Origin of the sequence: Bradyrhizobium sp. AZCC 2262, assembly GCF_036924535.1 — a bacterium.
Taxonomy (GTDB): Bacteria; Pseudomonadota; Alphaproteobacteria; order Rhizobiales; family Xanthobacteraceae; genus Bradyrhizobium.
The window spans coordinates 5620476-5634982 of the sequence record NZ_JAZHRT010000001.1 but is presented as its reverse complement, the minus strand read 5'-3'; the positions used below and the strand labels follow the sequence as shown (position 1 = coordinate 5634982).

The following is a 14507-nucleotide window of genomic DNA, read 5'->3' as shown; positions in this document are numbered from 1 at the left end:
CGGAAAGTAGTTCATGGCCAAAGTTCACGTCACCACCACGATCAACGGCGAGCCGATGGAGTTCCTTTGCGAGCCCGGCGACACCATGCTCGACGCCTTGCGCGGAACCTTGAATCTTACCGGCTCCAAGGAGGGCTGCGCCTCCGGCGATTGCGGCGCCTGCTCGATTACGCTCGACGATCGCCTGATCTGCTCCTGCCTGATGCTCGCGGTCGAATCGCAAGACCACGAAATCCGCACCATCGAGGGAATGGCGAACGGCGAAAAGCTGCATCCCTTGCAGCAAAAATTCCTGGAAATGGCAGCGCTTCAATGCGGCATCTGCACCTCGGGCATGCTGGTCGCCTCCGACGCGCTGCTGAAGAAAAATCCTGACCCGAGCGAGGAGGAAGTCCGCTTCTGGCTCGCCGGCAATCTCTGCCGGTGCACCGGCTATGACAAGATCGTCCGCGCGGTGATGGAAACCGCCCAGGAACTTCAAAATCAAGAAATGCGCGCCCAATAAAAGCTGGAGCAGTCCAATGAATCTCGTCACCAACAACAAATGGATCGGCCAGCGCACCATCCGTCCCGACGGCATGGACAAGGTCACCGGCCGCGCCCAGTTCGCCGCCGACACCACCATGCCCGGCATGATCTGGGGCAAGGTTTTGCGCAGCCCGCATCCGCATGCGCGCATCAAATCGATCGACACCTCGAAGGCGGAAAAACTAGCGGGCGTAAAAGCCGTCGTCACCGCGCGCGACATCGTCGATTTCCCGATCGACAAGGGCGCCGTCATGCTCGGCATCCAGGACATGCGCTGGATGTGTCGCAACGTGATGGCGCGCGACAAGGCGCTGTTCCCCGGCCACCCCATCGCCGCCGTGGCCGCGACCACGGAGGCGATCGCAACTGAGGCCTGCAGCCTGATCGAGGTCGATTACGAGGTGCTGCCGTGGTCGATCGAGATCGACGATGCGATCAGGCCCGATGCACCCATCCTGCACGAGTTCAACAAGTTCGAAGGCAAGCCTTCCAACATCGCCGGCCGCATCGAGCACAAGAAGGGCGACCTCGCCGAAGGTTTTGAGAAGGCCGATGTCGTCATCGAGCGCACCTTCACCACGCGTCCCGTTCACCAGGGCTATATCGAACCGCATGCCTGCCTGATTTCGGTGGCGCCTGACGGCAAGACCACGATCTGGAGCTCCAGCCAGGGCCAGTTCATGGTGCGCGCGATGACGGCCCATCTCACCGGCATCCCGCAGAGCGACATCCGCGCCATCCCCGCCGAGATCGGCGGCGGTTTTGGCGGCAAGACCATCGTCTATCTCGAACCGCTCGCGACTTTGCTGGCGAAAAAATCCGGCCGCCCGGTGAAGATGGTGATGACGCGCGAGGAAGTGATGCGCGCGACCGGCCCCACCTCGGGCTCGAAGAGCACGGTGAAGATCGGCGCGACGAAAGACGGCAAGATCGTCGCCGCGCATGGCACCTTCTATCTGCAGGCCGGCGCCTTCCCGGGCTCGCCGATCCGCGGCGCAGCCGGCTGCAGCTTCACGCCCTACGACATCCCGAACCTGCTCTCCGAGGGTTTTGACGTCTGCTCCAACCGCTCCAAGGTCGCAGCCTATCGCGCGCCGGGCGCGCCGATCGGCGCCTATGCCGTCGAGTGCGTGCTCGACGAAGTCGCCGAAGCCTTGAAGATGGACCCGCTCGACTTCCGCCTGAAGAACGCCGCGAAGGAAGGAACGAAAGCCGCGCACGGCCCGATTTTCCCGCGCATCGGCTATATCGAGACGCTGGAAGCCGCAAAGAACTCCGATCACTACAAGGCTCCGCTCGGCAAGCTTCAGGGCAGGGGCGTCGCGTCCGGATTCTGGTTCAACGCCGGCGGTGAATCCTCCGCGCAGGTCAACATCACGGAAGACGGCAACGTCGTCGTCACGACCGGCCATCCCGACATTGGCGGTTCGCGCGCGGGCATCGCCAACATCTGCGCCGAATTGCTTGGCATCGACTACCGCCGCGTCTCCGTCATCATCGGCGACACGCAGACGATTGGCTTCTCGAATCTCACCGGCGGCAGCCGCGTGCTGTTCGCCTCCTCGATGGTGGTGACGCAGTCGACCGACAAGATCATCCAGACGCTGCGCGAGCGCGCGGCAAAAATCTGGGAGATCGATCCCGAGGCGGTGAAGTGGGAGAACGGCGCGGCGCACCCGGTGAGCCCGAACGCCGGCCAGTTCGAACCGCTGACGCTGGAAGAACTCGCCGAGAAGGCGCCCGCGATGGGCGGTCCGATCGGCGCCGGCGTCCAGCTCAACACCACGGGCGCGGACGGCGGTTTTGGCACGCATGTCTGCGACGTCGAGGTCGACGTCGATCTCGGCATCGCGCGCGTCATCCGCTACACCGCCGTGCAGGATGTCGGCCGCGCCATTCACCCCGGCTATGTCGAAGGCCAGCTCCAGGGCGGCGTCGCCCAAGGCATCGGCTGGGCGCTGAACGAGGAATACATCTACACGCGGGAAGGCAAGGTCGATAACCCCGGCTTCCTCGACTACCGCATGCCCGTTTGTTCGGACCTGCCGATGCTCGACTGCATCATGGTCGAGGTGCCGAACCCGAAACACCCGCAAGGCGTCAAGGGCGTCGGCGAAGTGCCGCTGGTGCCCGTGATGGCGGCGGTGGCTAACGCCATCTACAACGCGCTCGGAAAACGCTTCTACGCGCTGCCGATGTCGCCGCCGAAGGTGCTGGAGGTGCTGGAAGCGCCGACGCGAGAGGCGGCGGAGTAGGCGCGACGATATCGCCAAGCCGTCATTGCGAGGAGCGAAGCGACGAAGCAATCCATCTGTCCGCAAGCGGCACTATGGATTGCTTCGCTTCGCTCGCAATGACGCTACGATAAACATGCGTAGCCCGGATGAGCGGCTTGTCCGCCGTAGCTCAACGAGCGAAGGCGGAAGCGATATCCGGGACCTTCGTTATCGTTCCCGCATATCGCTGCGCTCATGCGGGCTACTGATCGGCAACGCAAATGAATGATGTGCTTCCCTACCGCACGATGGCGTACAACAACGCCTGGGCAAACCACCGGCTGCTCACCGCCTGTCTCGGGCTTTCACCGGACGAATTCACCGCAAAACGAACCGGCTTCTTTCCGAGCCTGCGCGCCACGCTCAACCACATCCTGATCATCGACCATTTTTACGTCGACGCGATGGAAGGCGGCACGCTGGGGCCAGCGGCCTTTGCGGATCAGGAGCCCTGTGCGACGGTTGTCGTGCTGAAGGAAGCCCAGGCCGCGGTCGACCGCCGTTTGCTCAAGGTCGTCGAAACGCTCGACGGCGGCGGACTGCAGCGCATCGTCTCCGTGCATCGCGGCACCTCCATCCAGCGCGAGCGGATGGACCGGCTGCTGCTGCACCTGTTCCAGCACGACGTGCACCACCGCGGGCAGGCCCACAGCATGCTCTCGGGCACGTCAGTGAGCCCGCCGCAACTCGACGAGTTCTTCGCGGTAGGTGAGGCGCCGTTGCGGGCGGCGGAGTTCGTGGTGCTTGGGTGGACGGAAGAGGGGATTTGGAGCTCGGACGCTGGGGCGTGAGCAGGCGTAGCCCGGATGAGCGAAGCGATATCCGGGACCTCATCGTTCCCCGCATATTGCTGCGCTCATGCGGGCTACTACCCCTTCCTCGCGCGCACGAAGATGAACGCCGGCAGCCGGCATAGCCGATCATACCCCTTTGGGTCTCTCAGCTTCAGTTCCTCGCCCGGCGTCGGCTCGCACAATCGTTCAATGACAAACCCGGCATCCCTGAGCGGCTCGGTCAGATCGCGTAGCGGTCTTCGGTAGTAGCGCATTTTGCTTCCGAGCCATCCCCATTTCTCTTCGATCAATTCGGCATTCAAATAGCCGGGATCGAGAATGCTGACCTCATCCTGAACGGGATGATGGGTCGAAAACACGAGCGTGCCGGATGGCCGAAGCAACCGCGCGCATTCGGCGAAGACGGCCAAGAGGTCCGCCTGGTAATGCAGCACGAGCGAGGACAGCACGAGATCAAACGTTTCGTCGGCGAGAACGCTTCGCAAATCGCTGATGTCACCCTGTATCACGCGGGCGCGGCCGGCCACGCGGTTTTGCGCAAGGGCAACCATGGCCGCACTGCGATCGACCGCAACCACGCGGGCGCCGTGACGCACGAGCCACTCGGCGTACCAGCCGTGACCGCAACCGGCGTCAAGAACATCTATCTCGGTGACCTCTGGCAGAAGCGCCAATGTCGTTGGCCGCTCGTAAAGCGCATTCCAGGGCCGTTCATCGATTTTTTCGGCATAACGTTCGGCGATGGTGTCATAGTCCGTCGGTTCGGGCACAGCGATCACACCTCCGGGATGCATGTTGTTGCCGGATCAATATCACCGATGTCCGCTCTTGGCTCACGCGGGCTACTGCTGCATGCCGAATATGAAAGCAATCATGAGCAACCAGAACCCACCCACCACTTCACCCTTCCAGTCCATCCGCGCCATCGACTACACCGTCATCCTCGTGCGCGACATGGCGGCGATGCGGCGCTTCTATGAAGGCATCCTTCGCTTTCCGCTGACGCGCGAGCTATCGGCCGGATGGATCGAGTATCAGATCGGCGGCAACACGCTCGCGCTGTCGCGGCCGGGCCGGACGGCGAAGGATGCGCCGACGCCCACAGGGAGCGCTTCGCTGCAACTCGCGTTCAAGGTTGCGGTTGATGACGTCGATCGCTGCGCCGACGAGCTGGTCCGGCAGGGCGTCGATCTGCTCGAACCGCCGACCAACCAGCCCTTCGGCCATCGCACGCTGTTCTTCAGGGATCCCGATGGGAACCTGCTGGAAGTGTATGCGGAGATTTGACGGGGGGCAAAAACCGTAGCCCGGATGAGCGACTTGTCCGCCGTAGCTCAACGAGCGTAGGCGGAAGCGATATCCGGGATTCACCGGTCCCGCATATCGCTTGCGCTCATGCGGGCTACATTCTTACCGCTACGCCCTAATTCAGCGTCAGCCACACCAAATTGCCGTCGTGGTTGCAGGTATTACAGTGCGCCGGCTGGTTGAAGGTATTGGCGAGCTGCCATTCCTGCGCCTCGTTGCTCCACTGCGCCGTGGCATGGCAGATGATGTCGTCGGAACCGCAGGCGGCGCAGACCGGCGTGGAACGGCCGGCGCGATTGATCACCTTGAGCTCGGCGGGCTGCGGCCGCTCCGGCGCAATCCGGTCCTGGACGATTTCGAACGGGTTCATCAGCTTGACACGTCGCAACATCGGTCCTGCATCCATCCGCGAGGTCTGGGAATCGCTGCTTACAAAACTAGCGAATCGGCTTGGCCGTTCCATCGCAAAATTGCGGAATACCCACGTTTTAAATGTGATCGTCACCAGCGGGACACAGAAGTGGCTTTTCCGTGAGGGAGGTCCATTGATGCATCGCACTGCGTCAATGACGCTGGAGACCTGTAGAAAGAGTGAACCTGCGCGCACGCAAAACGGCCCGGTGTCGATGCCGGGCCGCGCGTTGGAGAACTAGTATTTCTTCTTCGTAGCCATTCCGGTCGTCGTCTGATGACCCGGTGCGCTTCCCGAATGGCCCGGGGCCTTCGCCGATTTCTTCTGATGTCCGGGCGCGTATTCCGACGCACCCGGCGCGGTCGATGTCTTGGCCTTCTGCATCTTCTGTCCTGGGGCGGCTTCCGAGGACCCCGGAGACTTCGTGCCGGTCTGCGCAAACGCCGCGGTGGCGAGCAGCACGGTCGAAACGGTAATCAATGTCTTCAGCATTGGTCTCTCCTCTTGCAGGTGATCCAAGCAACGCTGCGCCCGCGGCGATGGTTCCACTTTTTCCCGATGGCGCAGCGCGATGCAATGCTGACGAACAGATCTTCATCTTCGCGCCGAAATGCCAGACCTCATCCTGAGGAGCGGCGTCTTCGCCGCGTCTCGAAGAATGAAAGCCGCCCACCCGGCGGCCGTTGCGCCAAAACAAAAAGTTTCTCAATCCTTTCAACCTGATTTGCCCGGTCCAGTCCTGCGCGAAAAAAGAATCGCCTTCGCGCGAGACCCAAATCAGTCCTACAACTCCCGCCATCCCGGCCCGCAAGAGGGGCGTATCGCGATCGTCATGGACGTTGGGTCGGGGATGCGGTGGACGCGAAAGCGCCGGCGCGTGATGCGGATCGCAGGGCGGGTTTCCCGTGAGCGATCTCCAGCGTGTCAGACGAACGGCGCAGTTGCGTACGGCAAAACCGTGTGGTCCCGGCACCCGTGGCTGGTGTCAAGTCGGCGGAGGTTTGCAAAGCTCAAGCGGGCGATGCGAGCCGCCAATTCGCCGGCGATGGAGGCAAGACGAATTCGTCTCCAGGGAGAGCGCGGCATAAGCCGTCAAACCATTGCGCAGGGAAGGCCGGATGCCCCGGCTGATACCTGTATGCTCGTGTGCGTTTTCTTTGCGCTTGTTGCACACGAGACCGCGGGTGCCAGCCAGCACCCGGCCTTCCCTGCGCCCTCTGATTTTTGAGGGGCAGAGATGAGAGCACAACTCGGGCGCATCGCGCCGCGAGGATGCGAAGCCATATCTATCCGTCGTCCCTGCGAAAGCAGGGACCCATAACCACAGGAAGCAGTATTTTGCTCGCTCATCGTTGCATCGCGTTTCAACAACAACGGCCGCGGCGTATGGGTCCCCGCGTTCGCGGGGACGACGTGTTGAGAGAGCGTGGCCCTCACAACTCCCTTGCATTCGAAAACGCGAACGAGCTCACCCGCCGCGTGTTCTCGTCCAAAATCAGCGTCCGCGTGATCGGCGGCTCGGCGCGCTGGCTGCAGTTTTCGCGTTCGCAAAGCCGGCAGTTGACGCCGATCGGCGTGCCCTCCGCCTTCTCCAGGTCCATCCCGGCGGCATAGACGAGTTTTGCCGCGTGGCGGATTTCGCAGCCGAGACCAATGGCAAAGCGCGGCTGCGGCTGCGCGGTGCGGGGCCACCGGGCGGCGCACCATCTGCGCGATCGAGAAATAGCGCGTGCCGTCGGGCAGTTCGATCACCTGCTTGAGCAGACGGTCCGGCGTGTCGAAGGTCGAGTGCACGTTCCACAGCGGGCAGGTGCCGCCGAATTTCGAGAACGGAAACGTGCCGGAGGAAAACCGTTTCGAGACGTTGCCGGCATTGTCGACACGCAGCAGGAAGAACGGCACGCCGCGCGCGTTCGGCCGCTGCAGCGTGGTGAGGCGATGGCACACCTGCTCGAAGCCGGCGTTGAAGCGTTGCGCCAGCACGTGGACGTCGTAGTTCAGATTTTCCGCAGCGGTGTGGAACGGCTGGTAGGGCATCATCACGGCGGCGGCGAAGTAATTCGCGAGCGTAATCCGATAAAGCCGCCGCGGCGTATCGTCGAGCGGGCCGGCGCGATTGACGATGGCGTCGATGCTGGCGCCGGATTCGGCCAGGCCCATCTGCATCGCGAGCTGGAAGGCGCGGCCCGATCCGTCGACCAGTTCGGAGATCAGCAATTGCCGGCGATGACGGTCGAACCGCCGCAGCGTCTCGCGCATCACGTCGACCGGCATGATGCGGGTGACGATCGAATGCTTTTCGCGCAAGCGCGCCGAAAGTGCGGCGAACAGTTCCTCCGCGGAGATGTTGAGTTCATCGCGCAAATTCTCCGCGGCCTGCTCGAGTTCCGGAAAATAGTTGCGGTTGGCCTCGATCAGGTCACGCACGCGCTCGATCGGGTTGGCCTCGAAGCGGGCGCCCTCGTCGCGGTCGGCCATTTGCGCCGCCACAAGGGTCTCGCCGCGGCGGGCCTCGGTATAGGCGGCGTAGAGCCGTTGCAGGGAATGAGTCACGCCGGGGCAGAGTTCGGCGAGGTCGCGCAGTTCCTGCTTCGGCAGGTCAATCTGTCGAAACAGCGGATCGGAGAAGATTTCGTTCAGCTCGGCAAAGAACCGGTCCTCGTCGGCGGTCGCGAGGTCGCGCAAATCGAGGTCATAGGTCTCGGCCAGCCGCAGCAATATCTGCGCCGTCACCGGGCGCTGGTTCCGCTCTATCAGGTTGATATAGCTCGGAGAAATGCCCAGCCCTTCGGCGATCTGGGTCTGTGACAGCCCGAGCTGCTGGCGGATCCGCCGGAAGCGGGGGCCGACGAAGAGTTTCTTTCCGGAGTCGGCGGCCATGGCAGGTTCCTTGACCTGATTTGTGACAAAATTTACAAGATGACATCTATGACAAGTTTATATGTTACATGACATCACCATTCGAAATCAAGCAGTCTATGCGAAATTGAGATTTTGGCGTTTAGCTCTCAGGACGTTTCGCAATGCACTGTCAAGAATGTCGATTGAAGGGATCAAGATCATGAACTACCAGCCGCGCGGCATCAGCGATAAGGCTATCCAGGGACCCGCTTCCTATGCGAGCGAGATCGGCGCCGCCAAGGCGCTCCTCGAGACCCAGCCGACCTGGAACGGTGTCACCGCCGAAGCCGTGGCGCGCATGCGCCTGCAGAACCGCTTCAAGACCGGCCTGGACATCGCCCGCTACACCGCGGCGCTGATGCGCGCCGATATGGCGGCCTATGACGCCGATCCCACCAAGTACACCCAGTCGCTCGGTTGCTGGCATGGCTTCATCGCGCAGCAGAAGCTGATTTCGGTCAAGAAGCACTTTGGCAAGACCGATCGCCGCTATCTGTATCTCTCGGGCTGGATGATCGCCGCACTTCGCTCCGAGTTCGGGCCGCTGCCCGACCAGTCGATGCACGAGAAGACCTCGGTGCCGGCGCTGATCGAAGAGTTGTACACCTTCCTCCGTCAGGCGGACTCCCGTGAGCTCAACGACATCTTCCGCGCCATCGACGCCGCCCGCAAGGCAGGCGACAAGGCGAAGGAAAAGGAACTGATCGAAAAGGTCGACAACTTCCAGACGCATGTCGTGCCCGTCATCGCCGACATCGACGCCGGCTTTGGTAACGCCGAGGCGACCTACCTGCTCGCGAAGAAGATGATCGAAGCGGGTGCCTGCGCCCTGCAGATCGAGAATCAGGTCTCCGACGAAAAGCAGTGCGGCCATCAGGACGGCAAGGTGACGGTGCCGCACGAGGTCTTCCTCGCGAAGATCCGCGCCTGCCGCCATGCATTCCTTGAACTGGGCGTCGAAGACGGCGTCGTCGTGACCCGCACCGACTCGCTCGGCGCAGGCCTGACGCAGCAGATCGCCGTCAGCCACAAGCCCGGCGACCTCGGCGACCAGTACAACAGCTTCCTGGATTGCGAGGAAATCACCGCCGACAACGCAAGGAACGGCGATGTCATCATCAATCGCAACGGCAAGATGATGCGTCCGAAGCGGCTTGCCAGCAACCTCTACCAGTTCCGTGCCGGAACGGGCGAAGATCGCTGCGTGCTCGACAGCATCACCTCGCTGCAGAACGGCGCCGACCTGCTGTGGATCGAGACCGAGAAGCCGCATATCGAGCAGATCGCCAAGATGGTCGACCGCATTCGCGAGGTCATTCCGAACGCGAAGCTGGCCTACAACAACTCGCCCTCGTTCAACTGGACGCTCAACTTCCGTTGGCAGGTGTACGACGCGATGAAGGAAGCCGGCAAGGATGTCAGCAAGTACAACCGCGCCGACCTGATGAAGGTGGAATACGACGATACGCCGCTGGCCATTGAAGCCGACGAGCGCATCCGCACTTTTCAGGCCGATTCAGCGAAGCGCGCCGGCATCTTCCACCATCTGATCACGTTGCCGACCTATCACACGGCGGCGCTGTCGACGGATAATCTCGCGAAGGAGTATTTCGGCGACCAGGGCATGCTGGGCTATGTGAAGAATGTTCAGCGCCAGGAGATCCGTCAGGGCATCGCCTGCGCAAAGCACCAGAACATGGCGGGCTCCGATATCGGCGACGAGCACAAGGAATATTTCGCCGGTGAAGCCGCGCTGAAGGCGGGCGGCGCCCACAACACGATGAACCAGTTCGGCTAACGGAAACAGCAGGAGACTAGTCATGACGAAGAGCAATTTCTGGGTGATTGGCGGCGAGTTCGGATCGATGAACTTCCACAAGCTCGTGGAAGGCTCGGCCCAGGTGCAGGGACCCTTCAAGACCCGCAAGGAGGCCGAGGATGCCTGGCGCGCGGTCTCTGAGGAGAACCGCCACAAGGCCGGCGTGCGCTTTTCGATCGTCGAAGAGCCCTCCCGCGTCTCGGCCTGATAAAAAACTGAGGAAGCCCAAGGACAGGCGGCCCCATCCGGAAAACCGGGTGGGGCCGTTTGCGTTCGGGGGTCTCCCTCTCCCCGTCCTTCACGGGGTCGAGATGAGCGAAGCTGGGCGGGGTGAGGGGCTCCCGCCGCAGCCTCAGAACCCGGTGGATCGCTAACCCATTGCAAATAAACAGCCATTGCGCGCGAGGTAGTTACTGATAGGTTAACCGGGCCCACCTCTCAGGATAAAGGCGGCTTACGATGGCAGACGCGCAAAACACCGGCAACCAGGCCCGCCACACGCGACCGACGCGGCTGCGCGACGCGCTCCGCCAGGCCCGCATCGAGGCTGCCGACCGCACCGGCGTTGTGGTCGAGCTGCGCGATGCCGAGGTCGCCCGGCTCGAGATTCTGAACGAAGCGCTCGATCCGCTGTTCGCCCAGGTGCCCGAGCAGGTCGACCTGTTCGATCGCGGCGTCAGCCAGGGCGAGACGCCGCGGCTGTGGATCGACGTGGTGGCGCATGTGGTGATGGGGCGCGACAAGCGCATCTATCGCTTCGTGCAGGATACGCGCTTCGGCCGCATCGTGATCGCCGAGTCGCATGACGTGCCCGTCATCGTCGATGCCGTCACCGGCTATGTCGCGCGCCGCATGATCGAGCGCGAGCATGCGATGGTGGCAACGCCGGTGGCCGCCGAGCCGGCCGTGGAGAAAAAGCCACGCCGCCGCGGCTTCGGCTTGTTCGTGCTCGGCTTCCTGCTGGGCGCGGTGGCGCTGTTCGGATTGGCGCTGTATGCGAGCCTGAAGAATCTCTAGCCCAGGTCGGCGGTTCGGGCATTCGGGGGCATTGTGGCAGCGTCAACTTCGCCGGTACCGTTCGTCATCCTGCTCGTGGCCGCGCTGTTCGGAACTTCATGGCTGTACGGCAAGTGGCGCACGCTGCGCCGGGCCGAATTCATCCGCACCTTCCGCTGGCCGCGCGGGCTGCTCGAGCGGTTGGAGAAACATCACCCTGGCTTTGCGCGCAAGGACAGCGCGCTGGTCTCGCGGGGCTTGCGGCAATTTTTCCTCGCCTACCTGATGAGCGGCAAGCGCCACATCTCGATGCCCTCGCAGGTCGCCGACGATCTCTGGCACGAATTCATCCTGTACACGCGCGATTACGACGCGTTCTGCCGCCGCGCCTTCGGCGGCTTCCTCCACCACACCCCCGCCGTCGTCCTCAGCGAGCACCGCAAGAGCAACGAGGGCCTGCGCCGTGTCTGGTGGTATTGCTGCAAATACGAGAACATCGATCCGGTCCGGCCGACACGCCTGCCGCTGTTGTTTGCGCTCGACAGCAAGCTCAATATCGCAAACGGGTTCGTCTATCACCCCGACTGTGAAGCGCTGCGCAAGAACGGCAGCGGGGCGTCGTATTGCGGCGGCGATTTCGCAGATACATCGTTCGACGGCAGTTCGGACGGGTTTGGTGACACCGGCAGCGACGCAAGCGGTGATGGCGGCGGCGACGGTGGTGGTGGCGACGGGGGCGGCGGCTGCGGCGGCGGGGATTGAGGATTTCGCTAGAGCAGCGTCGCCCGCTTGATCTGCTTGACGCGGAAGTCAGCGTCGATGGCGCGCACGGTCTGCACGCAGCGCCATTTATCGCCGTCACGCGCGATCGAAAACAAATTGTAGGCGGCGGCCGGATAATGCCGGTGCGCCAGCGCCGAGGCCGACGGCACGCCGACCGCGGGGATCTGGCGGTCGGCGCCTTCGAACCACATCGTCGAATGGATGTGGTCGTGGCCGTGCAGGACCAGTTCGACACCGTGCCGCTTCAGCACGGCGCGGAGCGCCTTCGAGTCGGTGAGCCGCTTCATCCGCGAACGCGAGTGCAGGGGATGATGCACCAGCAGCACCCGGAAGGCGTCATCGGCGGACATCTGCGCCAGATGGCGGTCGAGCGCATCGAGCTGCGCGCGGCCAAGCCGGCCGGTGGCCATCAGCGGCGGTGTCGGCACCGCCGAGGAGACCCCGATCAGTGCCAGCGGCCCGCGCCGACGCACGAACGGAAACGGCGTGCCGTCGGCTACGGCATCGCCGCGCAGATATTGCTCGAACGCGCCAGTGAAACGATGCCGCGTCGCCCGCACATAGGCGTCGTGATTGCCGGGAACGACCGTGACCCGTTGCGGCGTGCCGACGCTTTCGAGCCAGGCCTGGGCCGGGGTGAATTCCGCCTCCAGTGCCAGGTTGACGAGATCGCCGGTCACCGCGATGTGGTCCGGCCGCTGCGCCTGCATGTCGGCGACCAGCGCATCCAGCACTTCGCGGAGATGATATTTGTGGCGATTGCGGGTCCAGTTGAGATAGCCGAGCGCACGCTTGCCCGCGAGTTCGCGAAGCTGCGCTTCGGGCAACGGCGGCAGATGCGGATCGGACAGGTGTGCGAGCGTAAAGGTATCGGTCATTCGCCGCAATCCCTGTGATATAGAGCCGTCGCACGATCATACCGGCGATATAAGGATCAAACGTGATAGCTGTCCATCCGAGGTTTGCGTGACGGCGCTGCAGCACTTGCGAAAACGCATCGAACCGCAATTACGGCGGGCCTTCCACCTCTATTGGCGGATGGCCCGCGGCATGACGCTCGGGGTCCGCGGCGTCGTGCTCGATGGCGACGACAAGGTGTTCCTGGTCAGGCACAGCTATGTCGCCGGCTGGCACCTGCCAGGCGGTGGGGTCGAGGTCGGCGAAACCTTTCTCGAGGCCTTGCGGCGGGAGCTGGTGGAAGAGGGGCGGATCGAACTGACCGGGGAGCCGGTCCTGCACGGCCTGTTCTTCAACGGCCACGTCTCTCGCCGCGACCATGTCGCGGTCTATGTCGTCAGGCAGTTCCGGCAGGACCGCCTGCCGGAGCCCAATCACGAGATTGTCGAGACCGGCTTCTATGACGCTGCGGCGCTGCCGGCGGAGACGACCAAGGGCACGCGCCTGCGGATCGCCGAAGTGCTTGACGGCGCAAAGCCCATCGCGACCTGGCGTTGACCCTGCGGTGCCGGGCTGGTTGCGTGCGGCCGGCACAGCGCCTAGAAGCGAGGAATTCAGCCAATAGTCGGTTCGACATGGGAAAATTGCAACTATTCAGGCTGCTCTGCGGTCTCGGCTTCCTGCTGGTGCTGGCGAGCAACGTCTGGAACATCGCGCGCTGGAGCGAGAGCCGCGGCGTCTATGACGACATCTGCTATCTGCGGCAGGCGCATCTGTTCGAGAGGTTCGGCCTCCGCGGCATCGATACCAACGTCGCCTTCGACGACGATGACTATCTCAAAAACGGCCTGAAGGCGATCGGCTACGCGGAATGGCATGACGTGAAGCGCGCTCCATGCCACCCCTTCATTCCGGCGGTGGGCAAGTATGTGCTGCAGTATCCGCCGGGGACCGGCTTCGTCCTCTCGCTGTTTCCCGCCGGATTTCAGGCGGTCCCGCTCTATGTGCTGGCGAATGTCACGATCTTCGCGTTTGCGCTGTTTGCGCTGTTCCGCGCGCGCGAACCGGCATCGCTCACGCTGGCCGCGGTGTTCGGCTTCGCGGCGCTTTACCTGATGATCAACCCGAGCAAGGCGAGCTATTCGGTGGCGCCAACCATGATGGTTTGCTCCGTCGTGGGGTTATTGACTGCGGCGTTTTTCGTGGCTCGGTCGCGACAGCGGCTCTTGCTGATCACCCTGATTGGGCTGCTGATCGGCCTCTCCGTCAATTTCCGCTTGCCCAACATGTTTCTGGCTGCGGGGTATTGCCTCTACCTTGCCGGCGCCTTTGCGATGGCGCGAAGCAAGGACGCATTCCTGCAGGGCCTCGCGTTCGGGGTGGCGTTCGTGACCGGAATGACACCGACGCTGATTGCGAATGCGATCAATGCGGGGAGCCCGCTTGCGACGACCTATGGCAGCGTTGACGCCCTGCCGCCGGAGCTGAACGCCACCGTCCTGCTAAGCTATCTCGTTGACGTTCAGTTCACCTTGCTGGCGATATCGGCGATCTGGACCGCCTGGCTATGGCGGGCCGATCAAGGCCGCGCAAAGCATGTTGCAATTCTGGTCGCCGCAAATCTCGCCGTGAACCTGATTTTCTTCATGACCCATCCGATCTTTACGCCATATTATATTATTCCAATCGACATGCTCTCGCTCTGGACCCTCTTGTTCGCAACACTCGATCTGCGGGCGGACAGGTCGGCCCTCCCTCGGCAGGCCAAAGCCTGATTGCGGTATGAGCGCTCC

The 14507-nt window shown here is 62.9% G+C and carries 14 protein-coding genes and 1 pseudogene; 10 read left to right on the top strand and 5 right to left on the bottom strand.

The window, feature by feature from the left end; genetic code table 11:
- Positions 1-13 precede the first annotated feature (13 nt).
- The 3 genes from V1283_RS26450 (at position 14) to V1283_RS26440 (ending at position 3595) form a co-directional block, all read left to right on the top strand.
- The gene (locus V1283_RS26450) at positions 14-505 is read left to right on the top strand and encodes a (2Fe-2S)-binding protein (protein ID WP_334389493.1); all 492 of its coding nucleotides are present in this window, start codon (positions 14-16) and stop codon (positions 503-505) included.
- Between the two features lie 16 nt (positions 506-521).
- The gene (locus tag V1283_RS26445) at positions 522-2783 is read left to right on the top strand and encodes a xanthine dehydrogenase family protein molybdopterin-binding subunit (RefSeq protein WP_334389492.1); all 2262 of its coding nucleotides are present in this window, start codon (positions 522-524) and stop codon (positions 2781-2783) included.
- Positions 2784-3025: 242 nt separating this feature from the next.
- Complete coding sequence (locus tag V1283_RS26440; protein ID WP_334389491.1) at positions 3026-3595, top strand: DinB family protein; 570 nt, start codon at positions 3026-3028, stop codon at positions 3593-3595.
- 77 nt (positions 3596-3672) lie between these two features.
- Here V1283_RS26440 and V1283_RS26435 read toward each other — a convergent pair whose 3' ends face one another.
- A complete protein-coding gene (locus V1283_RS26435; protein WP_334389490.1) occupies positions 3673-4368 on the bottom strand; it encodes a class I SAM-dependent methyltransferase in 696 nt (231 codons plus the stop codon).
- Positions 4369-4471: 103 nt separating this feature from the next.
- On the opposite strand from V1283_RS26435, the gene V1283_RS26430 reads away from it, so the two are divergent.
- Positions 4472-4885: a VOC family protein gene (locus V1283_RS26430; protein ID WP_334389489.1), complete on the top strand. Its 414-nt coding sequence runs from the start codon at positions 4472-4474 to the stop codon at positions 4883-4885.
- Positions 4886-5021: 136 nt separating this feature from the next.
- Here V1283_RS26430 and V1283_RS26425 read toward each other — a convergent pair whose 3' ends face one another.
- From V1283_RS26425 to V1283_RS26415, 3 genes and pseudogenes are all read right to left on the bottom strand, one after another.
- Positions 5022-5297 (bottom strand): hypothetical protein, encoded by a 276-nt coding sequence (locus V1283_RS26425; RefSeq protein WP_334389487.1) that lies wholly within the window; start codon positions 5295-5297, stop codon positions 5022-5024.
- Positions 5298-5555: 258 nt separating this feature from the next.
- Positions 5556-5810 (bottom strand): hypothetical protein, encoded by a 255-nt coding sequence (locus V1283_RS26420; RefSeq protein WP_334389486.1) that lies wholly within the window; start codon positions 5808-5810, stop codon positions 5556-5558.
- Between the two features lie 941 nt (positions 5811-6751).
- Positions 6752-8198 (bottom strand): annotated as a pseudogene (locus V1283_RS26415) (helix-turn-helix domain-containing protein).
- A 181-nt stretch (positions 8199-8379) separates the two neighbouring features.
- Here V1283_RS26415 and V1283_RS26410 point away from each other — a divergent pair.
- From V1283_RS26410 to V1283_RS26395, 4 genes are all read left to right on the top strand, one after another.
- Positions 8380-10017: an isocitrate lyase gene (locus tag V1283_RS26410; protein WP_334389485.1), complete on the top strand. Its 1638-nt coding sequence runs from the start codon at positions 8380-8382 to the stop codon at positions 10015-10017.
- Between the two features lie 22 nt (positions 10018-10039).
- On the top strand, positions 10040-10246 hold the full coding sequence (locus tag V1283_RS26405) for a DUF4170 domain-containing protein (RefSeq protein ID WP_212033207.1): 207 nt from the start codon (positions 10040-10042) through the stop codon (positions 10244-10246).
- A 251-nt stretch (positions 10247-10497) separates the two neighbouring features.
- Positions 10498-11055, top strand: coding sequence for a hypothetical protein (locus V1283_RS26400; protein WP_334389482.1), 558 nt, complete (start codon positions 10498-10500; stop codon positions 11053-11055).
- A 75-nt stretch (positions 11056-11130) separates the two neighbouring features.
- The gene (locus tag V1283_RS26395) at positions 11131-11796 is read left to right on the top strand and encodes a glycine-rich domain-containing protein (RefSeq protein WP_334389481.1); all 666 of its coding nucleotides are present in this window, start codon (positions 11131-11133) and stop codon (positions 11794-11796) included.
- A gap of 8 nt (positions 11797-11804) precedes the next feature.
- On the opposite strand, the gene V1283_RS26390 is transcribed toward V1283_RS26395, so the two are convergent.
- Positions 11805-12695, bottom strand: a complete 891-nt coding sequence (locus V1283_RS26390) for a metallophosphoesterase family protein (RefSeq protein WP_334389480.1) — start codon at positions 12693-12695, stop codon at positions 11805-11807.
- Between the two features lie 88 nt (positions 12696-12783).
- Here V1283_RS26390 and V1283_RS26385 point away from each other — a divergent pair, with 88 nt between their 5' ends.
- Both V1283_RS26385 and V1283_RS26380 read left to right on the top strand, forming a co-directional pair.
- Positions 12784-13272, top strand: coding sequence for an NUDIX domain-containing protein (locus V1283_RS26385; protein ID WP_334389478.1), 489 nt, complete (start codon positions 12784-12786; stop codon positions 13270-13272).
- A gap of 77 nt (positions 13273-13349) precedes the next feature.
- Positions 13350-14489 (top strand): hypothetical protein, encoded by a 1140-nt coding sequence (locus V1283_RS26380; RefSeq protein WP_334389476.1) that lies wholly within the window; start codon positions 13350-13352, stop codon positions 14487-14489.
- The last annotated feature ends 18 nt before the right edge of the window (positions 14490-14507 follow it).

Coding starts and splice junctions, on each gene's coding strand:
- V1283_RS26425 (WP_334389487.1), bottom strand. CDS start 5,297: ATGTTGCGACGTGTCAAGCTGATGAACCCGTTCGAAATCGTCCAGGAC.
- V1283_RS26420 (WP_334389486.1), bottom strand. CDS start 5,810: ATGCTGAAGACATTGATTACCGTTTCGACCGTGCTGCTCGCCACCGCG.
- V1283_RS26400 (WP_334389482.1), top strand. CDS start 10,498: ATGGCAGACGCGCAAAACACCGGCAACCAGGCCCGCCACACGCGACCG.
- V1283_RS26430 (WP_334389489.1), top strand. CDS start 4,472: ATGAGCAACCAGAACCCACCCACCACTTCACCCTTCCAGTCCATCCGC.
- V1283_RS26440 (WP_334389491.1), top strand. CDS start 3,026: ATGAATGATGTGCTTCCCTACCGCACGATGGCGTACAACAACGCCTGG.
- V1283_RS26410 (WP_334389485.1), top strand. CDS start 8,380: ATGAACTACCAGCCGCGCGGCATCAGCGATAAGGCTATCCAGGGACCC.
- V1283_RS26445 (WP_334389492.1), top strand. CDS start 522: ATGAATCTCGTCACCAACAACAAATGGATCGGCCAGCGCACCATCCGT.
- V1283_RS26450 (WP_334389493.1), top strand. CDS start 14: ATGGCCAAAGTTCACGTCACCACCACGATCAACGGCGAGCCGATGGAG.
- V1283_RS26405 (WP_212033207.1), top strand. CDS start 10,040: ATGACGAAGAGCAATTTCTGGGTGATTGGCGGCGAGTTCGGATCGATG.
- V1283_RS26390 (WP_334389480.1), bottom strand. CDS start 12,695: ATGACCGATACCTTTACGCTCGCACACCTGTCCGATCCGCATCTGCCG.
- V1283_RS26380 (WP_334389476.1), top strand. CDS start 13,350: ATGGGAAAATTGCAACTATTCAGGCTGCTCTGCGGTCTCGGCTTCCTG.